Below are 20,518 nucleotides of genomic sequence, written 5' to 3'. Positions count from 1 at the left end.
CTAATCCATACTATTCTAGTGAATTATAGAAAAATCTCCTATAAATTCGAGTAATAGTTAAAATACATACAAATATGACCCCCAAAATAGATAATACTATTTTCACAAAACTCATTTCAGAGCCTATTATATAGATATGAAAAAGAGGGGCTAGTCCTACACATAGAGACAATAGATAATGACTAAATCTTATCTCACCAATTCCTGCAAAAAAATGTTTCATTTTAAATATCTCAATTTTACCTTTCATCTTTATAATCCACTAACAAATCTATTGACTTCTCATTTTTTTGAATAATCTTGACAACAAATTTACTCCACTTAATGCTACTAAGACTTCAATAGGTAAAAAATAGTAATCCCATATCAAATGAGAAATCAGCAATGTTAGAAATAGTATACAGTCAATATAACTATTCTGAAAATACTCTGTAATTACATAATACAGAAACACCACAGCCATCAAAATTAAAATAACCATCATAATACTATCATCCTACTCTTAATTTATTGTCACTTTTTCTATCCCATTCATCAATAGCATTAAAAAATCCAATCAATAAATGATTACCTACTCACTAATACTATTCTAAAATTTAATTTTTGGGGGAATTTAGTAACTCAATTCCAATTAGCAATACACCTAATATAAATAAAAGTATTTCCCAAAATTTATTCTCAGTTTTAATAAAAGGTATAAGATACATACTAACCAATATGGAACTTACTCCTAAAAAAGCAAAAACCACTTTGACTTTATCACTTAGTTTAAACATATTTAATTCCCCATAAAATAAGCAGTGGCTACGTTTACTGTAACATTCCCCCTTCTTTATGTAGAGATAATCCCCCATCAAGACACCTCATCTCTTCTTACTCAATAGCAGCATAATTATTTGGTGATACGAATTTCATAAGATTTCTCCTCTTTAACGTGGCATGGATAGGATAGTGTCCTAACGATAGACAACTTCGTTTTTTTCTCTTCGTCAGCTAGATAAGATATTCTTTCACTATTTGATTTTAAAGAGAAGTAAGATTTAACCATATTTATCTCATTTCTTATTTTTAAATAACTCATACTCTTTTTCTCTAATAAAGGGAAGTGAAAAATTAGAAAAAATTAGTAGAATTGAAAACAGATATTCGTCTTTTTGTATCACTAAAACATAACCTAAAAATATATAGACAATCAAATCTAGTACAAAAAGAGAAAATATCCTCCTTTTCATTACCTTACTTGTCTTAAAAATTCTGTTTAATAGAACCTTTATCGTCGTATCTACACAAATTTTTATCAAAAAGATAAGAGTCAATACACGATTATCAACTGTACCATGAAGAATAAATGGAAATATAGTTAATATAAAACTAGAAATCTCTAAATATTTTATCCAAGGAGATTGAGACATCTTACTTTTAAACTGACTGATTTTCCTATACTCGCTAGCTAATCTAGTATCAAAATCTCTACCAATTTTATTAAAGATTAAGAACTCCAGGATAAAAATACTTATTAATACGATATAAGTAGAAACGTTTCCTGGGAAATATTTATTGATTAAAATTGGAAAACTAATTAACAGAATCGAGTTTATAGCCAAACAAATGGATACTATTTTATTCTTCACAGAGTATATAGGTAGCGATACTATTGAATAGAGAAACGCTAAAAAAATAAGCAAGAAATACTCAGTGCTGCTAATTAGCGGCGCCCTTAATGATAAAAATAGATAGGCACCCCACACGATGATATGCGCTTTACGAATTGATTCTATATTACTCATCTAGTTACTCCTAATATGTAAAGGGAATCCATTTTTAGTTTACATTCTCTTTCAAACAAGTCATAAGCATTTCATGATATTTCCTTCTTCTACATTAGATAAAGTTGAAATACATTTTTTGCAAGTGAAAATATAATTGTTATTTAAAATCCCAAAAAGATCTATCCTTCTTCTAGACCTAAACCAAGTCAGATTAAAGATACAAATATAATGGTAGGGCTTTCTTTTAATTTAGACTACCATAAAACAAGAAATCTTTCAACAAAATTCATTGGTAAAACACGATCCTATACAATTGACAGCTCAAATCTTTCAGAATAGAACAATCCTAACTATCTAATACCCTAATTTCATAAATATATATGTAATTTTAGACCTAGAATTCCTATAAACTAAATGTTTTCGCACTATTCTAAGCTATTGATTGCCTTAAATTTTAATTTTTGAAGGATTCTAAAGCTAGAATAGTTCCATCACAATCTGTTTTGAATGATTCACAATTTAGAAACGCTATGATTCCACTCCTTTTACATTAAAAAGGAACTGCCCAAAGCAATCCCTTTCTGATTTTGAAATTATTTACTTAAAATTTGATAGTTGAGATAATCAATAGCCCGCCTATAAAAAGAGTTATAGTAAAATTCCTTATTTATTGATTTCAAGCTCCGACAACTGTGTTTGAATAACTGACAGTTCTGCACCAGCTTGAAGAAGAGCAGCTGCAGTATAGGCACCTTCTACAATTGGAACCCTATTGATCCTGATACTCTTATCACTGAAATCAGCCACCATTTCTAAGTTCATTTTAGCAGAACCTAGGTCAAAAAAAGCTAATAAAGTATCTGCTGGATTTTCGGAAACAACCCTATCTACTTGATCAAAACTTGTTCCAATTCCTCCATCTTCAGTTCCTCCTACATAAGTAATCGGGACATCTTTAGCTACTTCACTAATCAGTTCAACAACACCTTCTGCAATGTGTTTGGAATGTGAAACGATAACAAGACCAATACTTCCCATTAAACCACCCCAGTTTCTAAAAGAGCAGTAAAGAGTAATCCTGATGAGAATGATCCAGGATCAATATGTCCAAGAGAACGTTCTCCTACATAAGATGCCCTTCCTTTAGTTGCAAGTAAATCTTTGGTAGCATTCACTAGCTTATCAATGACCTCTTGAGTCAATTGACCAGCAGACAAAGCAGCAATAACAGGAGTCCAAACGTCAACCATTGTCTTTTCTCCAACTTCTGCTTTACCACGTTTGACAATCATATCCAGACCACTTTGTAAGATTTCTTCTAATTTTGAATGAGAATCAGCCTTGGCCATGCCCATAAAAGCAGAGCCGTACAGAGGACCAGAAGCACCGCCTACCTTACTCAGTAGTTGCATTGAGACAAGTTTAAAAACATCACTGCTGGTCTCAAATTGCTTTCCTTCTACGTTTTCCATAACTGCAGCCATGCCACGCGCCATATTTCCACCGTGGTCTCCATCTCCTATAGGAGTGTCTAACTCACTAAGGTAATCTTTCTGTTCTTGAATCTTTTCATTAAAAAGCTTCATCCATTCAAGAGCTTGTTCAGCATTCATGCAACATTTCCTCCTTGAGTCTTACCAAGCTGGGGTAGTAACGGGTGCATTTAGAGCATCCAACCACTCATCATCTGCCAATCGAATCAATGTTAATGACAAACCAGCCATATCGATTGAGGTCATATAGTTTCCAATTTTCTTAAATGCCAAGTCAACACCTTTTTCATGGAGTAATTTAGCCACATCATTTGCAAATACGTATTGTTCCATAAGAGGAGTGCTTCCTAAACCATTGATGAGAAGGCCATAGCGTTCACCAGCCTTAAGTTGGAAACCTTCAGATAATTTTTCAACCAATTCTGAGGCCAATTGTGCTGAAGCTTGCATTTTCTCTTTTTTATATCCTGGCTCACCGTGAATACCAACTCCATATTCAAATTCATCATCTTCTAGAACAAAACCTGGTTTCCCAACTTCAGGAACGGTTGCTCCAGACAAGGCCAGCCCAATTGTTTTTATTTCTAAGACAAGTTTATCAGCTAAGTCCTTCATTTCAGGTAATGATTTACCAGAACGAGCCGCATCACCCAAAATTTTATGGACTAATATAGTACCTGCAACACCACGACGCCCTTGGGTATAGAGACTATTTTCAACAGCAATATCATCATCGACTACAACACTTGCTACATCAATACCTTCCATTTCAGCAAGTTCTTGTGCAATTTCAAAGTTCATGATGTCCCCAGAATAGTTCTTGATGACCATAAAGACCCCAGCACCTTCATCAGCCGACTTAATGGCTTCTAAAATTTGGTCCGGAGTAGGTGAAGTGAAGACTGCTCCACAAATGGCAGCAGACAACATTCCATCTCCTACAAATCCAGCATGACTTGGTTCATGTCCTGAACCTCCACCTGAAATGAGTCCAACTTTTCCTGTCTTTTCTGCCTTTCTAACGATGACATCAAAACCATCTAAGCGTTGAACCAAGTCATCATGCATGAATGACAATCCCTGCAACATTTCATCAACAACTTGTGTCGGTTCATTTATAATTTTTTTCATGAGAAACTCCTTTCGGCATCTACCTTTGTTTTCGCTTTCATTATATATTTTTTATTGCTGGCTGATAAGGGACAGATTCTATTATTTGTCCCCTTTTAAACCCGTTTCAAACATTTTTTTGGTAAAATGAAGGAAGTAAAAGAAAGGTTTCCTATGGCATCATCACTTATTACAAAAAAACGGATTGCCAAAGCATTTAGAGACCTATTAGCTACTAGAGAATTTGATAAAATCTCTATTGTAGATATCATGGAATCAGCTGGCATTCGTAGACAGACCTTTTATAATCACTTTCTTGACAAATATGAACTGCTCGACTGGATATTTGAAAATGACCTAACCGAGTATATCACCAATAACTTGGACTTCATTTCAGGCCAAAAATTATTACAAGAATTATTTTTTTATTTCGAACAAGAGCGTGACTTTTATATTCAACTTTTTGATATTCAAGGACAAAATAACTTCTATGACCAATTTATCAGCTACTGTCGCTTGCTTGTATCAAAAATTTTAAGAGAATACGGTCAGATTGATATCGATTCATCTGCTTATACTTGTTTTTTGTTAGACTATCATTCACATGCTCTAGCAGAAATCGTGAAGGCTTACGTCAATAAAAAAAGTCCAGTTCCACAACCAGACTTTCTAATCATGACAATTATTGGAAAGAGACCACAATGACATTTATTTCAAATCATAAACAGAAAATTATTTCAAGTTACATTTCGGCAACTGTCAGCAGTCATCCTGAATTAGAAAAACATCCTACCTTACCTTTAGTCTATCAAAAAAATCGCAATCCTCATCAGGTTCCAATATTGGCGGGTGGAGGTTCCGGTCACGAACCTGCGCATATTGGATATGTGGGAGAAGGAATGCTTACCGCTGCTATCTATGGCCAATTATTTACTCCTCCTACAAGAACTGAAATCTTAGAGTCCATTCGTTTTTTAAACAATGGTCACGGTGTCTTCATCATTGTAAAAAATTTCGAAGCAGACATCAAAGAATTTAGCTGGGCAATTAATACTGCTAGACAAGAAGGAATTAAAGTCGGCTATAGTCTAGCACACGACGATATTTCTATTGAACCTCGCAATAGATTTCAAATTAGAGGAAGAGGGCTTGCAGGGACTATTTTACTTCATAAAATTCTAGGATATGCAGCTCAAAATGGTGCCGACATCGAGCAACTAACTGATTTAGGTCATCAACTTGCTCCCGAAATCGCAACAATTGGCTTTGCAACGAAATCGGCTAGTCTCCCTCAAGCCACCCTTCCACTATTTAACTTGGAAGAAGGAAATATTTCTTATGGTATTGGTATACATGGCGAAGAAGGCTATCGTATCGTCCCATTCCAATCATCGGAAATCCTGGCAAATGAAATTATAAGTAAGTTAAGATTGCACTATCATTGGAAAAAAGGTGATCAATTTATATTGCTTGTAAATAATCTAGGCACTACCAGCAACCTAGAAATGGGTATATTTATCAATGATCTCCTTCAACTCTTAGAAATTGAAGGAGTCACTATTACCTTTATAAAATCAGGAACATTTATGACCAGTCTAGATATGGCAGGTATATCCGTAACTCTTTGCCCTGCGAAAAATAAACAATGGTTAGAAGCGCTCAATGCTCCAACGACAGCTTTTGCATGGTAATTTGCTTGTATAACTCAAAAGGGCTACCTCACTTGATAGCCCTTTTAATCTTATCTTATATATAAAAAAAATTATTCTTTCGATTTCAAACAGTCCATCTATACCTTAAAATTCTTCTGGTGAGCTTTGAGTTTTTTACTAGCCCAATCATAGTGACTGGAGGTGCTGCTGACAAAGTAGGAACCTAGACTTGTCTCACCTGTCCACTTATAGACACCTTTGTTAAAGAGTTCGTCATTGCTAAAAACTTCTATCAACTCTAAAACCTCTCTATGTGATTGTTCTAGGAGTCTAGTCGCTTCTTCTAAGGACGTTTTCTGGTGCTTCTTCCAAAAAGCGACATTCATTTCTCCATAAGTTTTCCAATTATAAGGTTCAGGGAGAAAAGGTCTTTCGTGACCTTTTTGATTAGAATGTACCCAAGTCAAAAGTAACTGATGCCATTCATAAAGATGGATCAAGACATCCCGCAGATTTTTATCCCTTTTCCAGTGAGCTTCTTTTTTCTTTAGGTCTCTTGAAAAATCAAATGGAGTCTGTAGCTCATCTTCACTTAGTTGGGAGATGAAACGATTGAGCTTTTCATAGTTTTCCTTAGAGGCCAGCATTAGCTCCTCTTTTGTTTTCGGTCTAGGCATAGGAGTACTCCCTTCATATCTCTAGTTATTATTAGAGATTTTTTATCCTTTAAATCTCTATAACTTATCCTTTAATTTCTCAACAAAGAGATAGGCTGCTGGACAGGTCAAGGTATTCTTAATCGTCAAATGGTTGATTTGATGGATCTTTTTACGATCGGTATGAGGGAACTCTCGGCAGGCCTTGGGACGAACATCATAGATGGAACAGAGGTTATCTCCTCCTAAAAATGGGCAAGGCATGGATTTGAAAACCTTGTCCCCATCTTCATCCACCTGTAAAAACTCTGCTTCAAAGGCCGGCAATTTCATCTTAAAATACTTAGCAATACGAGTGATGTCTGCTTCCTTGAAGTCAGGTCCCAATGTCTTGCAACAGTTGGCACAGGCCGTACAATCAATCTCCGCAAAGACTTCTTGGTGAATCTGCTGGGTTATCTTATCTAGATTTTTTGGTGGTTTTTTCTTTAAATTGGCTAACACTTTACGATGCTCCTTCTGCTTTTGTAAGGCTAGCTGGTGGTAGTACTCAATATCAATTTCTTTAGACATGGTTTCTCTCTTATTCTAATTACTTTCCCCTATTATACCATGCCTCTGGAGCATTGAAAAGTGGACTTTATTAGACCATACTTTTCCAAAATACGTCAAAAAATCAAGCATTATTATAGCAGGTTAAAATAAGATGCTAACCAATCAAATTAATTTCTAGAAATGTTGTAACGTAACCGCCCAATAACTAAGTATATTGAAAAATCTCCAGACTAGAGAACTCACGGATAGTTCCTAATCTGGAGATTTCTTATTTGCACTTTTCTTGTACAACTTTATTCCATGGTAAATAAGTCTCTAAAACCTCTTTGTTAACGAGAGTCTCCTCGTTTGGAAGATATTCTAGAAGATAGGATAGATATTTCTCGCTATTTAATTGATGACGTTTAGCTGTTTCCAACAAACTCATAATAATAACCGTTGCTTTAGCTCCTTCAAAACTTTGAGAAAACAACCACCCTCGCTTTTTAAAACTGAGCTCAGGCTAAAAGAGTCCACTGGACTCCTTTACTCCGTCCCATAACCAATGATTTAATGGCGCGTTCAGCTAGATTATTGGAAAGAACGAGATGCCCGTCTTTTATAAGTAATCGTTTACATTGTAATTTAAAGAAAGCCGGATAGAACGTAGCTTTTCAACTTCATTCTATCCGTTACTTCCTTCAAGAATTGACACTAACTATTTTCAGTTCAATTTAATGACTCATCTTAATTGTTTCGTGTTTCTTCTTCATCATCTTTCTTCTTTTTAGCAAATAGTAAGCCAAATGCTCCAAGAAGAGAGAGACCTCCTAATGCACCTGTAGCACGATCTGCTTTCGTACCAGTATTTGGCAATACTGCTTGATTTTGAGAAGGCGCCACCTGACCATCAACTGTTTGACTTGGTTGTTCAGTAGGTTTGGTGTCTGGAACAGTAGGTTTTTCTGCTTCAGGTTTACGTTCTGTGTTATCAGTTGGTACTTCAGGTGTTGGTTGTGGTTTGTTATCTCCACCTTGTTGTTCTCCATTACCTTCTAGTTTAGTTGGAGTAACTTTTCTGAAGATATGAGTTACAACATCACCTTTAGTTTCTGTTCTTACAAATACATAACCTTCAATTTCACCGGCTTCGAATGCTTCATTCGCTTCACCTAATACGGCTGGAGCTTTTGCATCTGCTGGTTTTAATTCATTACCTTGTTCATCAACCCATTTAGTAATGATTAACTGAACTTTAGGTAATTGTAATGGATCTGGAAGTTCTCCATTTACTCCGCCGTTGAATTCTGGGATTTCTACTACTGGAGATGCAATTGGGTTACCATTTTCATCTACATCAGATGTTGCAATTGGTCCTGTATATTTTGGAATTTCAACTACTGGAGGTGTAATTGTTGTCACTAATTCTTCTGAAATTTCATGACTTACATTTGTCTTAGGATCTGTGATTATTACTTTTCCTGATGCTTCAACAACTACTGTCTTACCAGGATTAGCTTTTTCCACTGACTCTTTAACTTTATCTTGCTCCTCTTTAGTTAAGTTACCAAATGATTCTACAGGTACTTTTACTTTTGGTAATCCTACAACTGTAATTGGTACGTTGACTGTCTCTTTGCTTCCGTCTCCGTAGGTTACTTCAACTTCTACATTGGTTGGTCCGCCAACTTCTGTTGGAACTGTACCTTTAACTTCTTTATTCGTAATCGTCTTACCTGCTGGTGCCTCAATCGCATTTGTTACGTCAGCGGCTGTTGGTTTGTGTTGATCATCTTTACTTACAGGCGTGATGACTGGATCTACAGCTGTCGCGTCACTTGTTGTAATTGTGACTGGTACGTTGACTGTCTCTTTGCTTCCGTCTCCGTAGGTTACTTCAACTTCTACATTGGTTGGTCCGCCAACTTCTGTTGGAACTGTACCTTTAACTTCTTTATTCGTAATCGTCTTACCTGCTGGTGCCTCAATCGCATTTGTTACGTCAGCGGCTGTTGGTTTGTGTTGATCATCTTTACTTACAGGCGTGATGACTGGATCTACAGCTGTCGCGTCACTTGTTGTAATTGTGACTGGTACGTTGACTGTCTCTTTGCTTCCGTCTCCGTAGGTTACTTCAACTTCTACATTGGTTGGTCCGCCAACTTCTGTTGGAACTGTACCTTTAACTTCTTTATTCGTAATCGTCTTACCTGCTGGTGCCTCAATCGCATTTGTTACGTCAGCGGCTGTTGGTTTGTGTTGATCATCTTTACTTACAGGCGTGATGACTGGATCTACAGCTGTCGCGTCACTTGTTGTAATTGTGACTGGTACGTTGACTGTCTCTTTGCTTCCGTCTCCGTAGGTTACTTCAACTTCTACATTGGTTGGTCCGCCAACTTCTGTTGGAACTGTACCTTTAACTTCTTTATTCGTAATCGTCTTACCTGCTGGTGCCTCAATCGCATTTGTTACGTCAGCGGCTGTTGGTTTGTGTTGATCATCTTTACTTACAGGCGTGATGACTGGATCTACAGCTGTCGCGTCACTTGTTGTAATTGTGACTGGTACGTTGACTGTCTCTTTGCTTCCGTCTCCGTAGGTTACTTCAACTTCTACATTGGTTGGTCCGCCAACTTCTGTTGGAACTGTACCTTTAACTTCTTTATTCGTAATCGTCTTACCTGCTGGTGCCTCAATCGCATTTGTTACGTCAGCGGCTGTTGGTTTGTGTTGATCATCTTTACTTACAGGCGTGATGACTGGATCTACAGCTGTCGCGTCACTTGTTGTAATTGTGACTGGTACGTTGACTGTCTCTTTGCTTCCGTCTCCGTAGGTTACTTCAACTTCTACATTGGTTGGTCCGCCAACTTCTGTTGGAACTGTACCTTTAACTTCTTTATTCGTAATCGTCTTACCTGCTGGTGCCTCAATCGCATTTGTTACGTCAGCGGCTGTTGGTTTGTGTTGATCATCTTTACTTACAGGCGTGATGACTGGATCTACAGCTGTCGCGTCACTTGTTGTAATTGTGACTGGTACGTTGACTGTCTCTTTGCTTCCGTCTCCGTAGGTTACTTCAACTTCTACATTGGTTGGTCCGCCAACTTCTGTTGGAACTGTACCTTTAACTTCTTTATTCGTAATCGTCTTACCTGCTGGTGCCTCAATCGCATTTGTTACGTCAGCGGCTGTTGGTTTGTGTTGATCATCTTTACTTACAGGCGTGATGACTGGATCTACAGCTGTCGCGTCACTTGTTGTAATTGTGACTGGTACGTTGACTGTCTCTTTGCTTCCGTCTCCGTAGGTTACTTCAACTTCTACATTGGTTGGTCCGCCAACTTCTGTTGGAACTGTACCTTTAACTTCTTTATTCGTAATCGTCTTACCTGCTGGTGCCTCAATCGCATTTGTTACGTCAGCGGCTGTTGGTTTGTGTTGATCATCTTTACTTACAGGCGTGATGACTGGATCTACTAATGTCGCATCTGTTGCTGTTACATTAATCGGTACATTTACATTTTCTGTACTTCCATCGTTATATGTTACTTTAACTATTGCAACTCCTGCCCCATTTGGAATTGTTCCTACAATTTCTTTTGATGCAATATTCGTTCCAGCTACCGCATCTTTAACTTGTGTTTCTGTATGTTTCGCCTGTTGGTCATTACGTGTTAATGTCGTTGCAGTCGGCTCATATTTAGCTGCTTGTGTTTTAACTTTGAAAATTACACGGTAAGGATTTGTAGTGACATTATCTCTACTTCCATTTTTATCCTTAATATTATTTTCGGCAGCATCCATTGCTGAAACGTATCGACTTACAATTACGTCACCATTATCCCATAATGTATTAGCAGATTTTTCTCTACTTAGTGTACCTGTAACAGTTAGTGTATAAGGTGCAGGCGTAATAGTATCTCCATTTCGTACAAGTTTATTATAAGTAAGTCCATAATTTCCTAGTGTTATATCTTTCGTACTTTGATCGAAAATTACTGCTTCTAATAATTTATTAGAATTATCTGTTATTGTTGCAATATCAAGATTTGTTTCTTCAGTTGGTGTGATATATACTACACGGTCTCCTTGTGCATCTATTTCTACATTTTTGAAAGTAACTGTTGGTAAAATTGCATCTCCATTACCTGCAATTGCTGTTGCAGGGGTACTCTCAACACCACCTGTAGCATCTGTCGTAAGTGCTTTAGCTGTAACAGTTGTGCCGTCTTTAACCTTACGGTCTTTTAGTTTAAATACACCTGTTGTTGGATCAACTGTCAGTGGCGCACCTGAACCAAATTCCCATACTCCGCTACTATTTTTCTTAGCCGTGTATGTTACTTCTGACGGATTTGTTCCTTCTTGTGGCGTAAATGTTACACTAACTTTATCTACATTTGTTTGATTTGTTGGTGTAATTTCTACATCACCATTATCTTTTGGAGTCACTACTGGAGCTGTTGGTTTAACAAGGAATATAACATCTTTTTCAATCGTAGCAGGCGTAAATGTTTTAACACCATTCACAGTATAGAATCCTGCACCATCTTTGAATCTAACAACTGCTTTATAACCAGTTATTCTACCAGGTTCACTTAATTTTGTTTCATTTGAAACAACCTGATCATTCTTTTTCCATTCGAAGATCATTCCACCTGGATATAGAGAATCTGGATTGCTAACTGTAAGATCCGCTTTATCTACTGCCACGAATGCGTGAGAATCACCTAATTTAGTATCTAAAGAAACTTCTTTTGGACTATTAACTAGATTTACATCCACTACAGTGTACTTAAATTTATAAGTTTTAGCATTTCCAGCAGCATCCGTTACAGCTACGCTTGCTTCACGTGTTCCTGTAGTAGCTGCACTTGTAGCTGCATCATCACCTTCTAGGCTAACATTCGTTCCATTAGGCATTGCTTCTGTTTTATTTACACTTCGACCATTTGGAAGGTTAGTGATATTAATAGAAGCTGTTTTTCCAGAATTATCATCCACGATGAATGTTGGATTAAACGTTGCACCTTTAAAGATAACAAAACGGTTATCTTCAGCAGTTTCTGTTAAATCTACTGGAGTGTTGTTTCCTAATTTAATTTTTACCGTTGGTTTAACTGTTTCGTTTACCTTAACTTTTACTGGAACAATCTTAAATGGTTGTTCTTGTGACGCAGCTGGCACGTTAGGTCCTGCCTCTTGTGTTTTCGGTAATGTTACTTTTACATAACGAGTTACATAACCGTCAGCATCTCCGTATTCTGATACAGTCTTATTCGCTAGAGCTGAACCATTTTGTTCAACCCATTCATAAGTTGTACCATCTGGTAAATCTTTCGAACCATTAATCGTTGTTACTGCAGCTTTTGCTTGGTCAGTTGTTAATGCACTTCCGTAATTTGTTTCAACTTTAGTGGCATTTTCACCTACATCGAATACAGTATGAACAATCTCTCCTTCACGTAATAGTTTCGTTAACTCTGGAACTGTAACACCATTACCTGAATTTAGATAACGTCCATCCGGATAACGTGCTGATAGACGATATTTGTATTCGCCAGGAGCGTAATTACTTGTTGATGCACTCGTTTGACGTTTATGGATATCATTATTAATAGCTACGTTAATTGCATCTGACTGTCTTTCCCATGATTTAACGTGGTTTTCATTTTCTGTTTCTTTTTCTAAAGTCCAGTTCATTCCCCATGGTAAATTAGTAGATTCAATATATCTTGTTAAGCTATCCCCAGAAGTACGTGATACACCTGAAAAGTCATAAACTTTGCTTACCATTGGGAAAGTTTTACTTACATTATAGACAATCGGAATTTCTTTAGTTGCACCGTTAGGTAGTGTAACTCTTGCTGTTGCTGTTTTTGGCGTGTTAGTTGAACCAGTTTTTGTTGGAACACTTGTATCAAATGTAACATCCAATGTTGCACCCGCTGGTAATTCTTCTGTTTGTCCACCTTCACTTACTTGTACTAAAGTTCGTTTATCATCATCTGATAATTGCTCATCTTGTAAGAAGTTGATTAATGGACGTGCCACTAAGTTGTAACCAACTTTGAAGAATCCTAGGCTTTCCTCTTCACTTCTATTCCCTGAAGTATCAGACGCTTGAGCTACTAACTCATAAGTTGCTGGATCAACTGTCTTAATTAGGCTGCCTAGTACTGTTTCTCCATTAGCAGTTGTTTTTTCTACTCCATTTTCAACTACTTGAGTTTTAACTCCATCTTTTTTCACCCAAACATTTAGACGTTTACGAACTTCGTTTGCTAATGTTGTTCCTGTTGTTGGAGTCGTTGTGTTTCCAGTTGTTGCGGTAGTTGCCCCTGTTCCTAAATCATCACGGTCATAATTATCTGTTACTTTTACAAGTGAAGATGCTGTGATAGAAGTATCTGTTAATCTTGGAGCATCGTCTGCTGATGTTCCTAAGCTGTTAGAATCTGAACGTTCTACTACAGGTTTCACTGGATCAATCGGTACGAAGTATAAGTTTACAACGTTTGTAGTTGTATCTTTTGTTTCACCATTACGTTCTGCTAATGTTCCTGATGTCACCCATTTTGGACGTAAGTAAACTTGAGCTTTATGAATAGCTCGTTCACCATTTACTACGTTATTTAATGTAAATCCTGGTAATCCATTTGCTGCCGCAATTGTTACATTTTGAAGATTTGTATCAGTTCCGCCGCCTTTACCTTGTTGAACTAGTTTGTTTGCAGAGTTACTTACATTTAAGCCTCCACCTAAACTTGCTTTTTCTACTAAATCAATAACATTAATGTAATTTCCATCTTTAAGGAAAGCTGTTGATGGTTTTTCTTGGCTAAAGCCATCTCTACCTTGTTCTCCTTTTACTTTATTCACACCTTGAGTTGCAATAAATGATGGATTTTCAGTATGGTTAACCGTCCAACCTTCTTTAAGATTTAATAAATTCAATACTTCGTTAAAGTTAAACGACTGACCTTTTGTTGCATCATAATAATAAATTAAACTACGGTCCCCGTTCACACGATTATCTGATGTACTATTTGACCATGCGAATCCTTTATCTGTATCACGTCCTGGAACTTTTAATCCTTCGATATTTTCAAATTTGTAGTCTTTTCTAATATTCGCAAAACGAGTTACATATCCTGCACCGTTATCCTTATTCGGCGCTGTTTGAAGCCAAGCACGTTTTTTATCTTTGGTAATTACAATTTCTCCACTATCAGAGATTTCAATATCTTCATCATTTAGATTTAGACGTTGATTAGCATTTCGCAATGCAATACGGATACCAGTTTTCTCAGCATCGTTTAATTTTTGATCATTGGCTTGAATAATACGATTTGATGAATTTTCAACTACAGGTAGTTTTGCTGTAACTTCTTTTTCATTACTATTTCCAGATAAGGTAGATACACCACGGTGTGTAACTTTTACTCTAGAGTAAATTGTTTCATCTGCTAAAAGACCATTAGGTCGAGACGTAGCATAATCGCTTCCACGGAAAGTATATTCTGTTTCTCTACTTCCTTGTGCAAATGCATGTTCAGCGATTGGAGTGTTTGGATCACGATCACTATAAAGTTGAATAGTACGGATTGCATATTTATTTACAGTTCCAACTTCTGCATCACTTTCACCGATATTAACAATTTCCTTAACTTTAATATCAGGTCTTTCTCCTGCTTTACCATAAAGAAGGTCTTCGCCACCGTCAATTTTTGGTGCAGATGGATCTACGGCAACTAATAGTCTTCGACCGATAGTTCTTGGAGTGAAGACTGTTCTTGAAGTACTATCATCATTTGCAATATCTCCAACTTTATTGCCCTCTCCAGCACTAGTGAAATCTACAGAAACACTTCGTCCATAGTGCCCCATCGCAACAGAAGCCCCTTTAGACTTGTCTGCTGGATTAGATGAAATAGGTCCACCACTGATACTATAACTCACACCTTCAGGAAGATAAGCATATCCTCTGTCAGTTTTATTAACATCATCAATAACTTTCCAGTAATCTTTAGGATTGATATTATTGTCACCGTTAGCTAGATTTACTGATTGACCATTTTTAAGTCCGATAACATAACTCTTACCTGTTGCTTGTCCAGCATCAGCTGTCTCATATCCATTTTTAAACTCTAAGTCTGCAACACGGTATTTGAATTTCAATACACTCGTATCTTTTGGTCCATCACCTTGAACTGTCAATGTTGCTTCATATTCACCTAAAGGCTGATCAGCAGGAACTACCCCATTAGATAACCTTGCAGTATATTTACTATTTTCGCTTCCTCTTTGTTCACCACCTGGGAAAGCTGTAGCTGTTACATTCGTTGGTAATCCTGAAATTATTACATTAGTGATTTTTCCTGAGTTATCCCATGCTTCTAATTGCGGGTTGAAGTTAGCACCTCTAAACACTGTAAAGATTGGATCTCCAGATGTTTGTCCAATTGAAATGCCATTTAACGTTGCCTGAGGTTTTTGATTGTCTGCTAAGTTAAATGTAACATTCTTTTTAATTTGTTTTGGTGCATAGATTGTAATACCATTCGCTGATGTTCTACCATTTAATGCTGTATCCGGGAATTCTACAACAGCTTCCTTCGTTACTGTTTGAGCTGAATTTGGTAATGTCGTGTTCTCAGTTTCATTATTTGCCCATAAGAACTTCATATTCCCTGGGAAATATACATCACCATTCGATGCAGTTCCATTAAGCGTTGATGAAACGAACTGGTGTGCATCTCCAAGCTTGCTTCCTGTCGCCACTGATTTAGGTGAGTTTTGTAACATTACATCAGCAATAATATATTGGAATTTATATTCAGCTGCGTTTCCGTTTTTATCTCGAACAGATACGATTGCTTCACGAGTTCCTAGTGGTGTGTTAGGATCCACTACTTGGTCAGAGAAAGTAATTTCCCTACCATTAGCAATCAATGTATGAGCAACATCTCTATTTCCTTGTTTATTAAACCAAACACCATTTGGAACGTTTTTAATCATAAAGTTATCAGTCGTTCCTGAGTTATCATTAACGATGAATGTTGGGTTAAATGTAGCACCACGATAAACTAAGAATTTATTATCTGCGGCATTCGCTGTTAATTTACGTACTGTTCCATCACCTGTTTTTATCGATACAGTCGGCGCTTCTCTATCAGGGTTTTTCGCTGTATCTCGAGCAGTGTCACTTGTATCACTGTTTAAGAATGTAGCTGTCGCAGTTACCTCCGATTGGTCTTTAACAGTTGGTTCTGTAATCGTAATTTTACCACTTCTACTGTCTACTGTAATTCCGTTTGGACGAGTTCCTTGGATTGCCCATGAGTTTCCGTCTTTTTTAGCGATAACTTGTTGCGCAGCTGTTTGCCCTGTCGGAACATATGAGAATGTTACTTTATCTGTATCTCCTTGTGGAGTAATGCTAACTGTACCATCTTGAGGTCCAACTACTGAAGGTGCTGTAGGTTTTCTCCCTTTCATAGGTGTTAATAGACGAGTTTGTCCATCTGGATAAGTTACTTTGATTTTATCCGTATTTCCTGCTGTTGTATCGTACTCAAACTTCACTCCAGCGGCTACTAAGTCTGGGTTGGCATTTTTAACATTTTGTAATACTTGATTTTTTACTTCTGGTTTTATTGCACCGTTTTGAACGTCAGCACCTGTAATCTCACGTACTGCAGGTTCATTTGGAACTGCTGATAGAAGTTTTACTGTTAGTGTTTTAGATGGTGTTGCTGTGTTTGTCCAGTTATCAGCTTTATCTTTTGCATTTAATGTGACTGTTAATCCACCATTAGGAATTGTAGTTCCGTTTAATTTTACTTTTAATCGAGCATTTACAGTATCTTGTTTACCACCTGTACCTGTTACTCCACCATTAGCCGTAAATGTTGTAGCTCCAGAATTATGAGCTCCTGTAATACTATATTTTGCATTTCCATTAGTTGCTGAAGAAAATGCAGCCATTCCATCCCCTAAATCATCATCTTTGATTTGAACATCTAGAGAAACTTCACCTTTATTATTTGGTGTTACGAATAATGTTACTTGATTATTAGTTGGAGTTGTTGCTAAAGCTTTTCCTGTTTCTCCAACTTTAATAGTCGGAGCCATACCGTCGCCACCTACAGTTACAAGAGCTGATTTATCTGATCTTACATCTGTATGTTTATTATTGTTATAATCTAAGTACGCTGAAGTTGGAATAATAGACTGTGCGTAATATTTACCACTTTTAATTAAAACATCATTAAAGACTGCATTTCCGTTTCGACCTGCGTTAGCTGTTTGTACTCGTTCTGTTTTTGTAACTCCATTTTCTTGATATTCACGGAATAAAGTAATTGGATAACCATCAGTACCATTTGAAACAGTTAATGTTTTAACCTGACCACGAGCTTTCGATAAGTTTTCAGTAAATGTAGGAGTTTTCGGTTGAATCGCAAACTTAATATTCAAGAAGTCTGAAGATTTATCGGCAAATGTACGTTTTACTTTATATTCTACTAAACCTGGTTTATCCGCCCCGTGCATCCCGATTTGAGAAGCAGATAATTTATTCCCTTCTTTATCGTAGAATTCGAATTGTTGCCCAGCAGTTGTCGCCTTAGTATTTGATGAAGGTGTATTACTTCCTACTGGAGCAGTATATTGGTGCATGTCAAAGTTACTGTTATAAGCACCCGAAGCATCATAACCTAAGATACCGTCAGCTGCAAATGGGCGATAGTCAAAATCACGTCCACCAAATCCATATGCTCCTTGAGGATATGATGTATTATAGTGTTTTCCTTGTTTAATCTGGAATGTACCATTTCCTACTACGTGTAGTGGGAATCTGTCTGTATCATCTTTATCATAGGCATGACGTCCGTGCCATTGTTGTGCTAAGATACGACGTCCCCATTGTTGAACACGGTACCCAGATGCATAGTACAATTTATCCATTCTCGTATTGTTCGTGTTAGTCGTTTTGAACGAGATAGAATACGAATCACGCCCGTGAAGTTGGAAACGATAAACAGATTGAGTATTATCAGCAATCCTATTAAACATATCATCAGATTTATTTGTTTCGCCATTAGCACTCTCTAAACGACGAGTATAATACCCTGCATAAGCTGAACTTCTAGCTAATCCTTCTAAGCTTTCTTCCTGAGGTCCACCGTTATTTCTAATTCCAATTTCTTTTCCTGTAAGGCTAGAGTTTGGATTAATACTCTTAAGTCTATTTAGCAAATCTCCAGATCCGCTTAGTTCATCTTCGTTACCATTTGGAGCTGTTTTAATAATACTAATACTGTTGTTTTCTACTCTTTGTCCTTTTGGAATTGAGAAGAAAGCATACCCGTCTTGTTGTTGTTCATGTCCAGCATTGAAGGTAATCGTCCATAAATACCCACCATTAACTTCGTTTACCTCTTCGTATACTAAACGTTTAACATCTCTTACAGGAGAGTGGTTTGCGTTATTAGCTACTAAGCTTTCTGTAAATGTGTGGAATAAATACGTGTATTTATCGTATGGAGAAGAACCTTTTGTACCATCTTCATAGTAGTACTCTTTAGCAATGTTATAATGATTTGTACCATCACGATCTTGCCCAATCGCACGTGAACGACGTATAGCCCCATCCCCTACCGAACGTTCAGTTCCTGGAACTGTAGGTTGTTCATTCGAAGGTTGTCCATTCTCATCTTGTTTACGCAAGAACGCTTCAGTAAAGTCACGAGCTGCTTTTAAGTTTGCTGTAGCAGCCGCAAAGTCTGCTTCAGATAGAACCGCGTTTTCATCTGCAAGTCCTAGTTTCTCGTTTAAACTGTCATAGTTAGCTTTGATAGCAGCTACTTTCTCAGCGTCTGCTCCATTGTCTTTTAAGTACTTAACAATTTTACGCATTTCATCTGCTAATGCGTAAGTACCTGTATCTCCCGCACCGTTTGTGTAGGTTGGTAATGCTTTGGGTGCAACTTCTGCTTCTGGATTTGAACCACCAGCAGATTCTGGTTGAACTTCTGTAGTTCCCCCTCTTCTTCTTTTAGCTGGAGTTACTGGTTCTAGAGTTGCTGGCGCTGGATTGGCAACTTCCAATTTCGCTGTTTCTTCTTTTCCATCAGCGATAGGATTTGCTACTGGCGCTGATTTTTTACCACGTTTTTTAGGAAGAGAAGCTTCCTCTCCGCTATTGCCTTCAGCCGGTTGTTCAGGCTGTGCTGGTTGCGGTGCTACTTCTGGTCGTTTAGCAGCTTCCAGGCTAGACACTGCTTGTTGAAGAGAACTAAGCGCTTGTTCTACATCTGCCTTGCTGGCATCAGGATTAGCCAAAACTTGCTTAGCATTTGCTACAGCAGTCTCTACTTGCGCGAGAGCTGTTTTGACATTTTCTGCAAGAGTAGATGACTGAAGTGAGCTGATAGTAGCTGAAACTTGATTCACCACTGATGACAGTTCTGATTTATCAACTTGAGGCTTGGCAATTTCTGTTGGCAATGATTTTTTATCAAGTTGAGGTTTAGTTGTCCCCTCATCATTGGTTTTTGTCGCCCCACCTACAGGTGTAGTAGTTGAGCCAATTGTGGCGTTAGTTCCTGTTTCTGGTGCTTGATATACAGAGGCCTCTGGCTTTGCAAGAGTGGCTTTATCAGGGTCACCTTCCCCTGAATTATGGTTGCTTGATGCTGCCACTCCAGCTTGGCGTGCAGCTAAAGCTTCCTCTGCTTTAACGCTATTAGCACCAAAAAACAGCAAGGATGCTACCGCAACACTAGCTGCGCCAAAATGGTACTTTCTAATGGAAAAGCGTGTTAATTTCTCTCCGGGATGTTTTCCGAATTTCATGAGATGTTCTCCTTTTTTATTATGATGATGGATCCTAAAAACATCAAATTCTTAAGAATCCATCTCGATGTCTTTACAGATACATTTTTTCACATTTAGATAGAGGACTATATACCTCATCTAAACGACTACACACTTTATGCAGTCTACTATAAGTATACCATACCCCCCCCCGATTTTACTATTAAAACATTAAAAATCTTTATATTTTATATATTCACAACAGTTGATTTGTTTCATCTATTTTTATAAAAATTAGCGACATATGTACATCTCTTTCACCCCATTCATGATCGACTTGCAACAGTCCGCAAATAAGTACTTTTAGATATCTGTAACTAGTTACAAATTTTCTATTTGATTATCATTAACTAGAAGCACGTTGCTTTTTAAAGCATAGCTATACGGCATCAAAGATTATCTACAACTTACAAAAA

Annotated in this window: 11 protein-coding genes and 1 pseudogene; 2 read left to right on the top strand and 10 right to left on the bottom strand. The window is 37.3% G+C overall.

The genetic code is table 11. The features are described 5' to 3' along the window. Positions 1-10: 10 nt before the first annotated feature. From QS39_RS11360 to dhaK, 6 genes are all read right to left on the bottom strand, one after another. Positions 11-223: a hypothetical protein gene (locus tag QS39_RS11360; RefSeq protein WP_077805542.1), complete on the bottom strand. Its 213-nt coding sequence runs from the start codon at positions 221-223 to the stop codon at positions 11-13. Positions 224-271: 48 nt separating this feature from the next. Further along, a complete protein-coding gene (locus QS39_RS11355; RefSeq protein WP_077805075.1) occupies positions 272-484 on the bottom strand; it encodes a hypothetical protein in 213 nt (70 codons plus the stop codon). 571 nt (positions 485-1,055) lie between these two features. Then, entirely contained in the window at positions 1,056-1,787 is a 732-nt protein-coding gene (locus QS39_RS07220; RefSeq protein WP_077805074.1) for a hypothetical protein, read from the bottom strand. A 645-nt stretch (positions 1,788-2,432) separates the two neighbouring features. After that, positions 2,433-2,807 (bottom strand): dihydroxyacetone kinase phosphoryl donor subunit DhaM, encoded by a 375-nt coding sequence (gene dhaM / locus QS39_RS07215; protein WP_077805073.1) that lies wholly within the window; start codon positions 2,805-2,807, stop codon positions 2,433-2,435. After that, positions 2,807-3,382 carry a dihydroxyacetone kinase subunit DhaL gene (gene dhaL, locus QS39_RS07210; RefSeq protein ID WP_077805072.1) on the bottom strand — a complete coding sequence of 192 codons (576 nt, stop codon included), beginning with the start codon at positions 3,380-3,382 and terminating at the stop codon, positions 2,807-2,809. Before dhaL ends, dhaM begins: the two co-directional genes overlap by 1 nt. A 21-nt stretch (positions 3,383-3,403) precedes the next feature. Further along, the gene (gene dhaK, locus QS39_RS07205) at positions 3,404-4,393 is read right to left on the bottom strand and encodes a dihydroxyacetone kinase subunit DhaK (protein ID WP_077805071.1); all 990 of its coding nucleotides are present in this window, start codon (positions 4,391-4,393) and stop codon (positions 3,404-3,406) included. 153 nt (positions 4,394-4,546) lie between these two features. Between dhaK and dhaS the strand changes: the two genes are divergently transcribed. Further along, positions 4,547-5,077 (top strand): dihydroxyacetone kinase transcriptional activator DhaS, encoded by a 531-nt coding sequence (dhaS, locus tag QS39_RS07200; protein WP_070527476.1) that lies wholly within the window; start codon positions 4,547-4,549, stop codon positions 5,075-5,077. Then, positions 5,074-6,063, top strand: coding sequence for a DhaKLM operon coactivator DhaQ (gene dhaQ, locus QS39_RS07195; protein WP_077805070.1), 990 nt, complete (start codon positions 5,074-5,076; stop codon positions 6,061-6,063). Before dhaS ends, dhaQ begins: the two co-directional genes overlap by 4 nt. A 98-nt stretch (positions 6,064-6,161) precedes the next feature. On the opposite strand, the gene QS39_RS07190 is transcribed toward dhaQ, so the two are convergent. From QS39_RS07190 to QS39_RS07175, 4 genes and pseudogenes are all read right to left on the bottom strand, one after another. After that, on the bottom strand, positions 6,162-6,701 hold the full coding sequence (locus QS39_RS07190) for a ClbS/DfsB family four-helix bundle protein (RefSeq protein WP_077805069.1): 540 nt from the start codon (positions 6,699-6,701) through the stop codon (positions 6,162-6,164). 57 nt (positions 6,702-6,758) lie between these two features. Continuing rightward, on the bottom strand, positions 6,759-7,253 hold the full coding sequence (locus QS39_RS07185; protein WP_077805068.1) for a YkgJ family cysteine cluster protein: 495 nt from the start codon (positions 7,251-7,253) through the stop codon (positions 6,759-6,761). Between the two features lie 250 nt (positions 7,254-7,503). Then, positions 7,504-7,846: pseudogene (locus QS39_RS11175) on the bottom strand (transposase domain-containing protein); the annotation flags it as partial. 115 nt (positions 7,847-7,961) lie between these two features. After that, the gene (locus QS39_RS07175; protein WP_077805067.1) at positions 7,962-20,081 is read right to left on the bottom strand and encodes a Rib/alpha-like domain-containing protein; all 12,120 of its coding nucleotides are present in this window, start codon (positions 20,079-20,081) and stop codon (positions 7,962-7,964) included. Between the last annotated feature and the right edge of the window lie 437 nt (positions 20,082-20,518).

Source organism: Streptococcus mitis (assembly GCF_002005545.1).
Taxonomy (GTDB): domain Bacteria; phylum Bacillota; class Bacilli; order Lactobacillales; family Streptococcaceae; genus Streptococcus; species Streptococcus mitis_I.
Note: the sequence above shows the minus strand (reverse complement) of the source record. Positions and strands in the feature narration are given on the sequence as shown.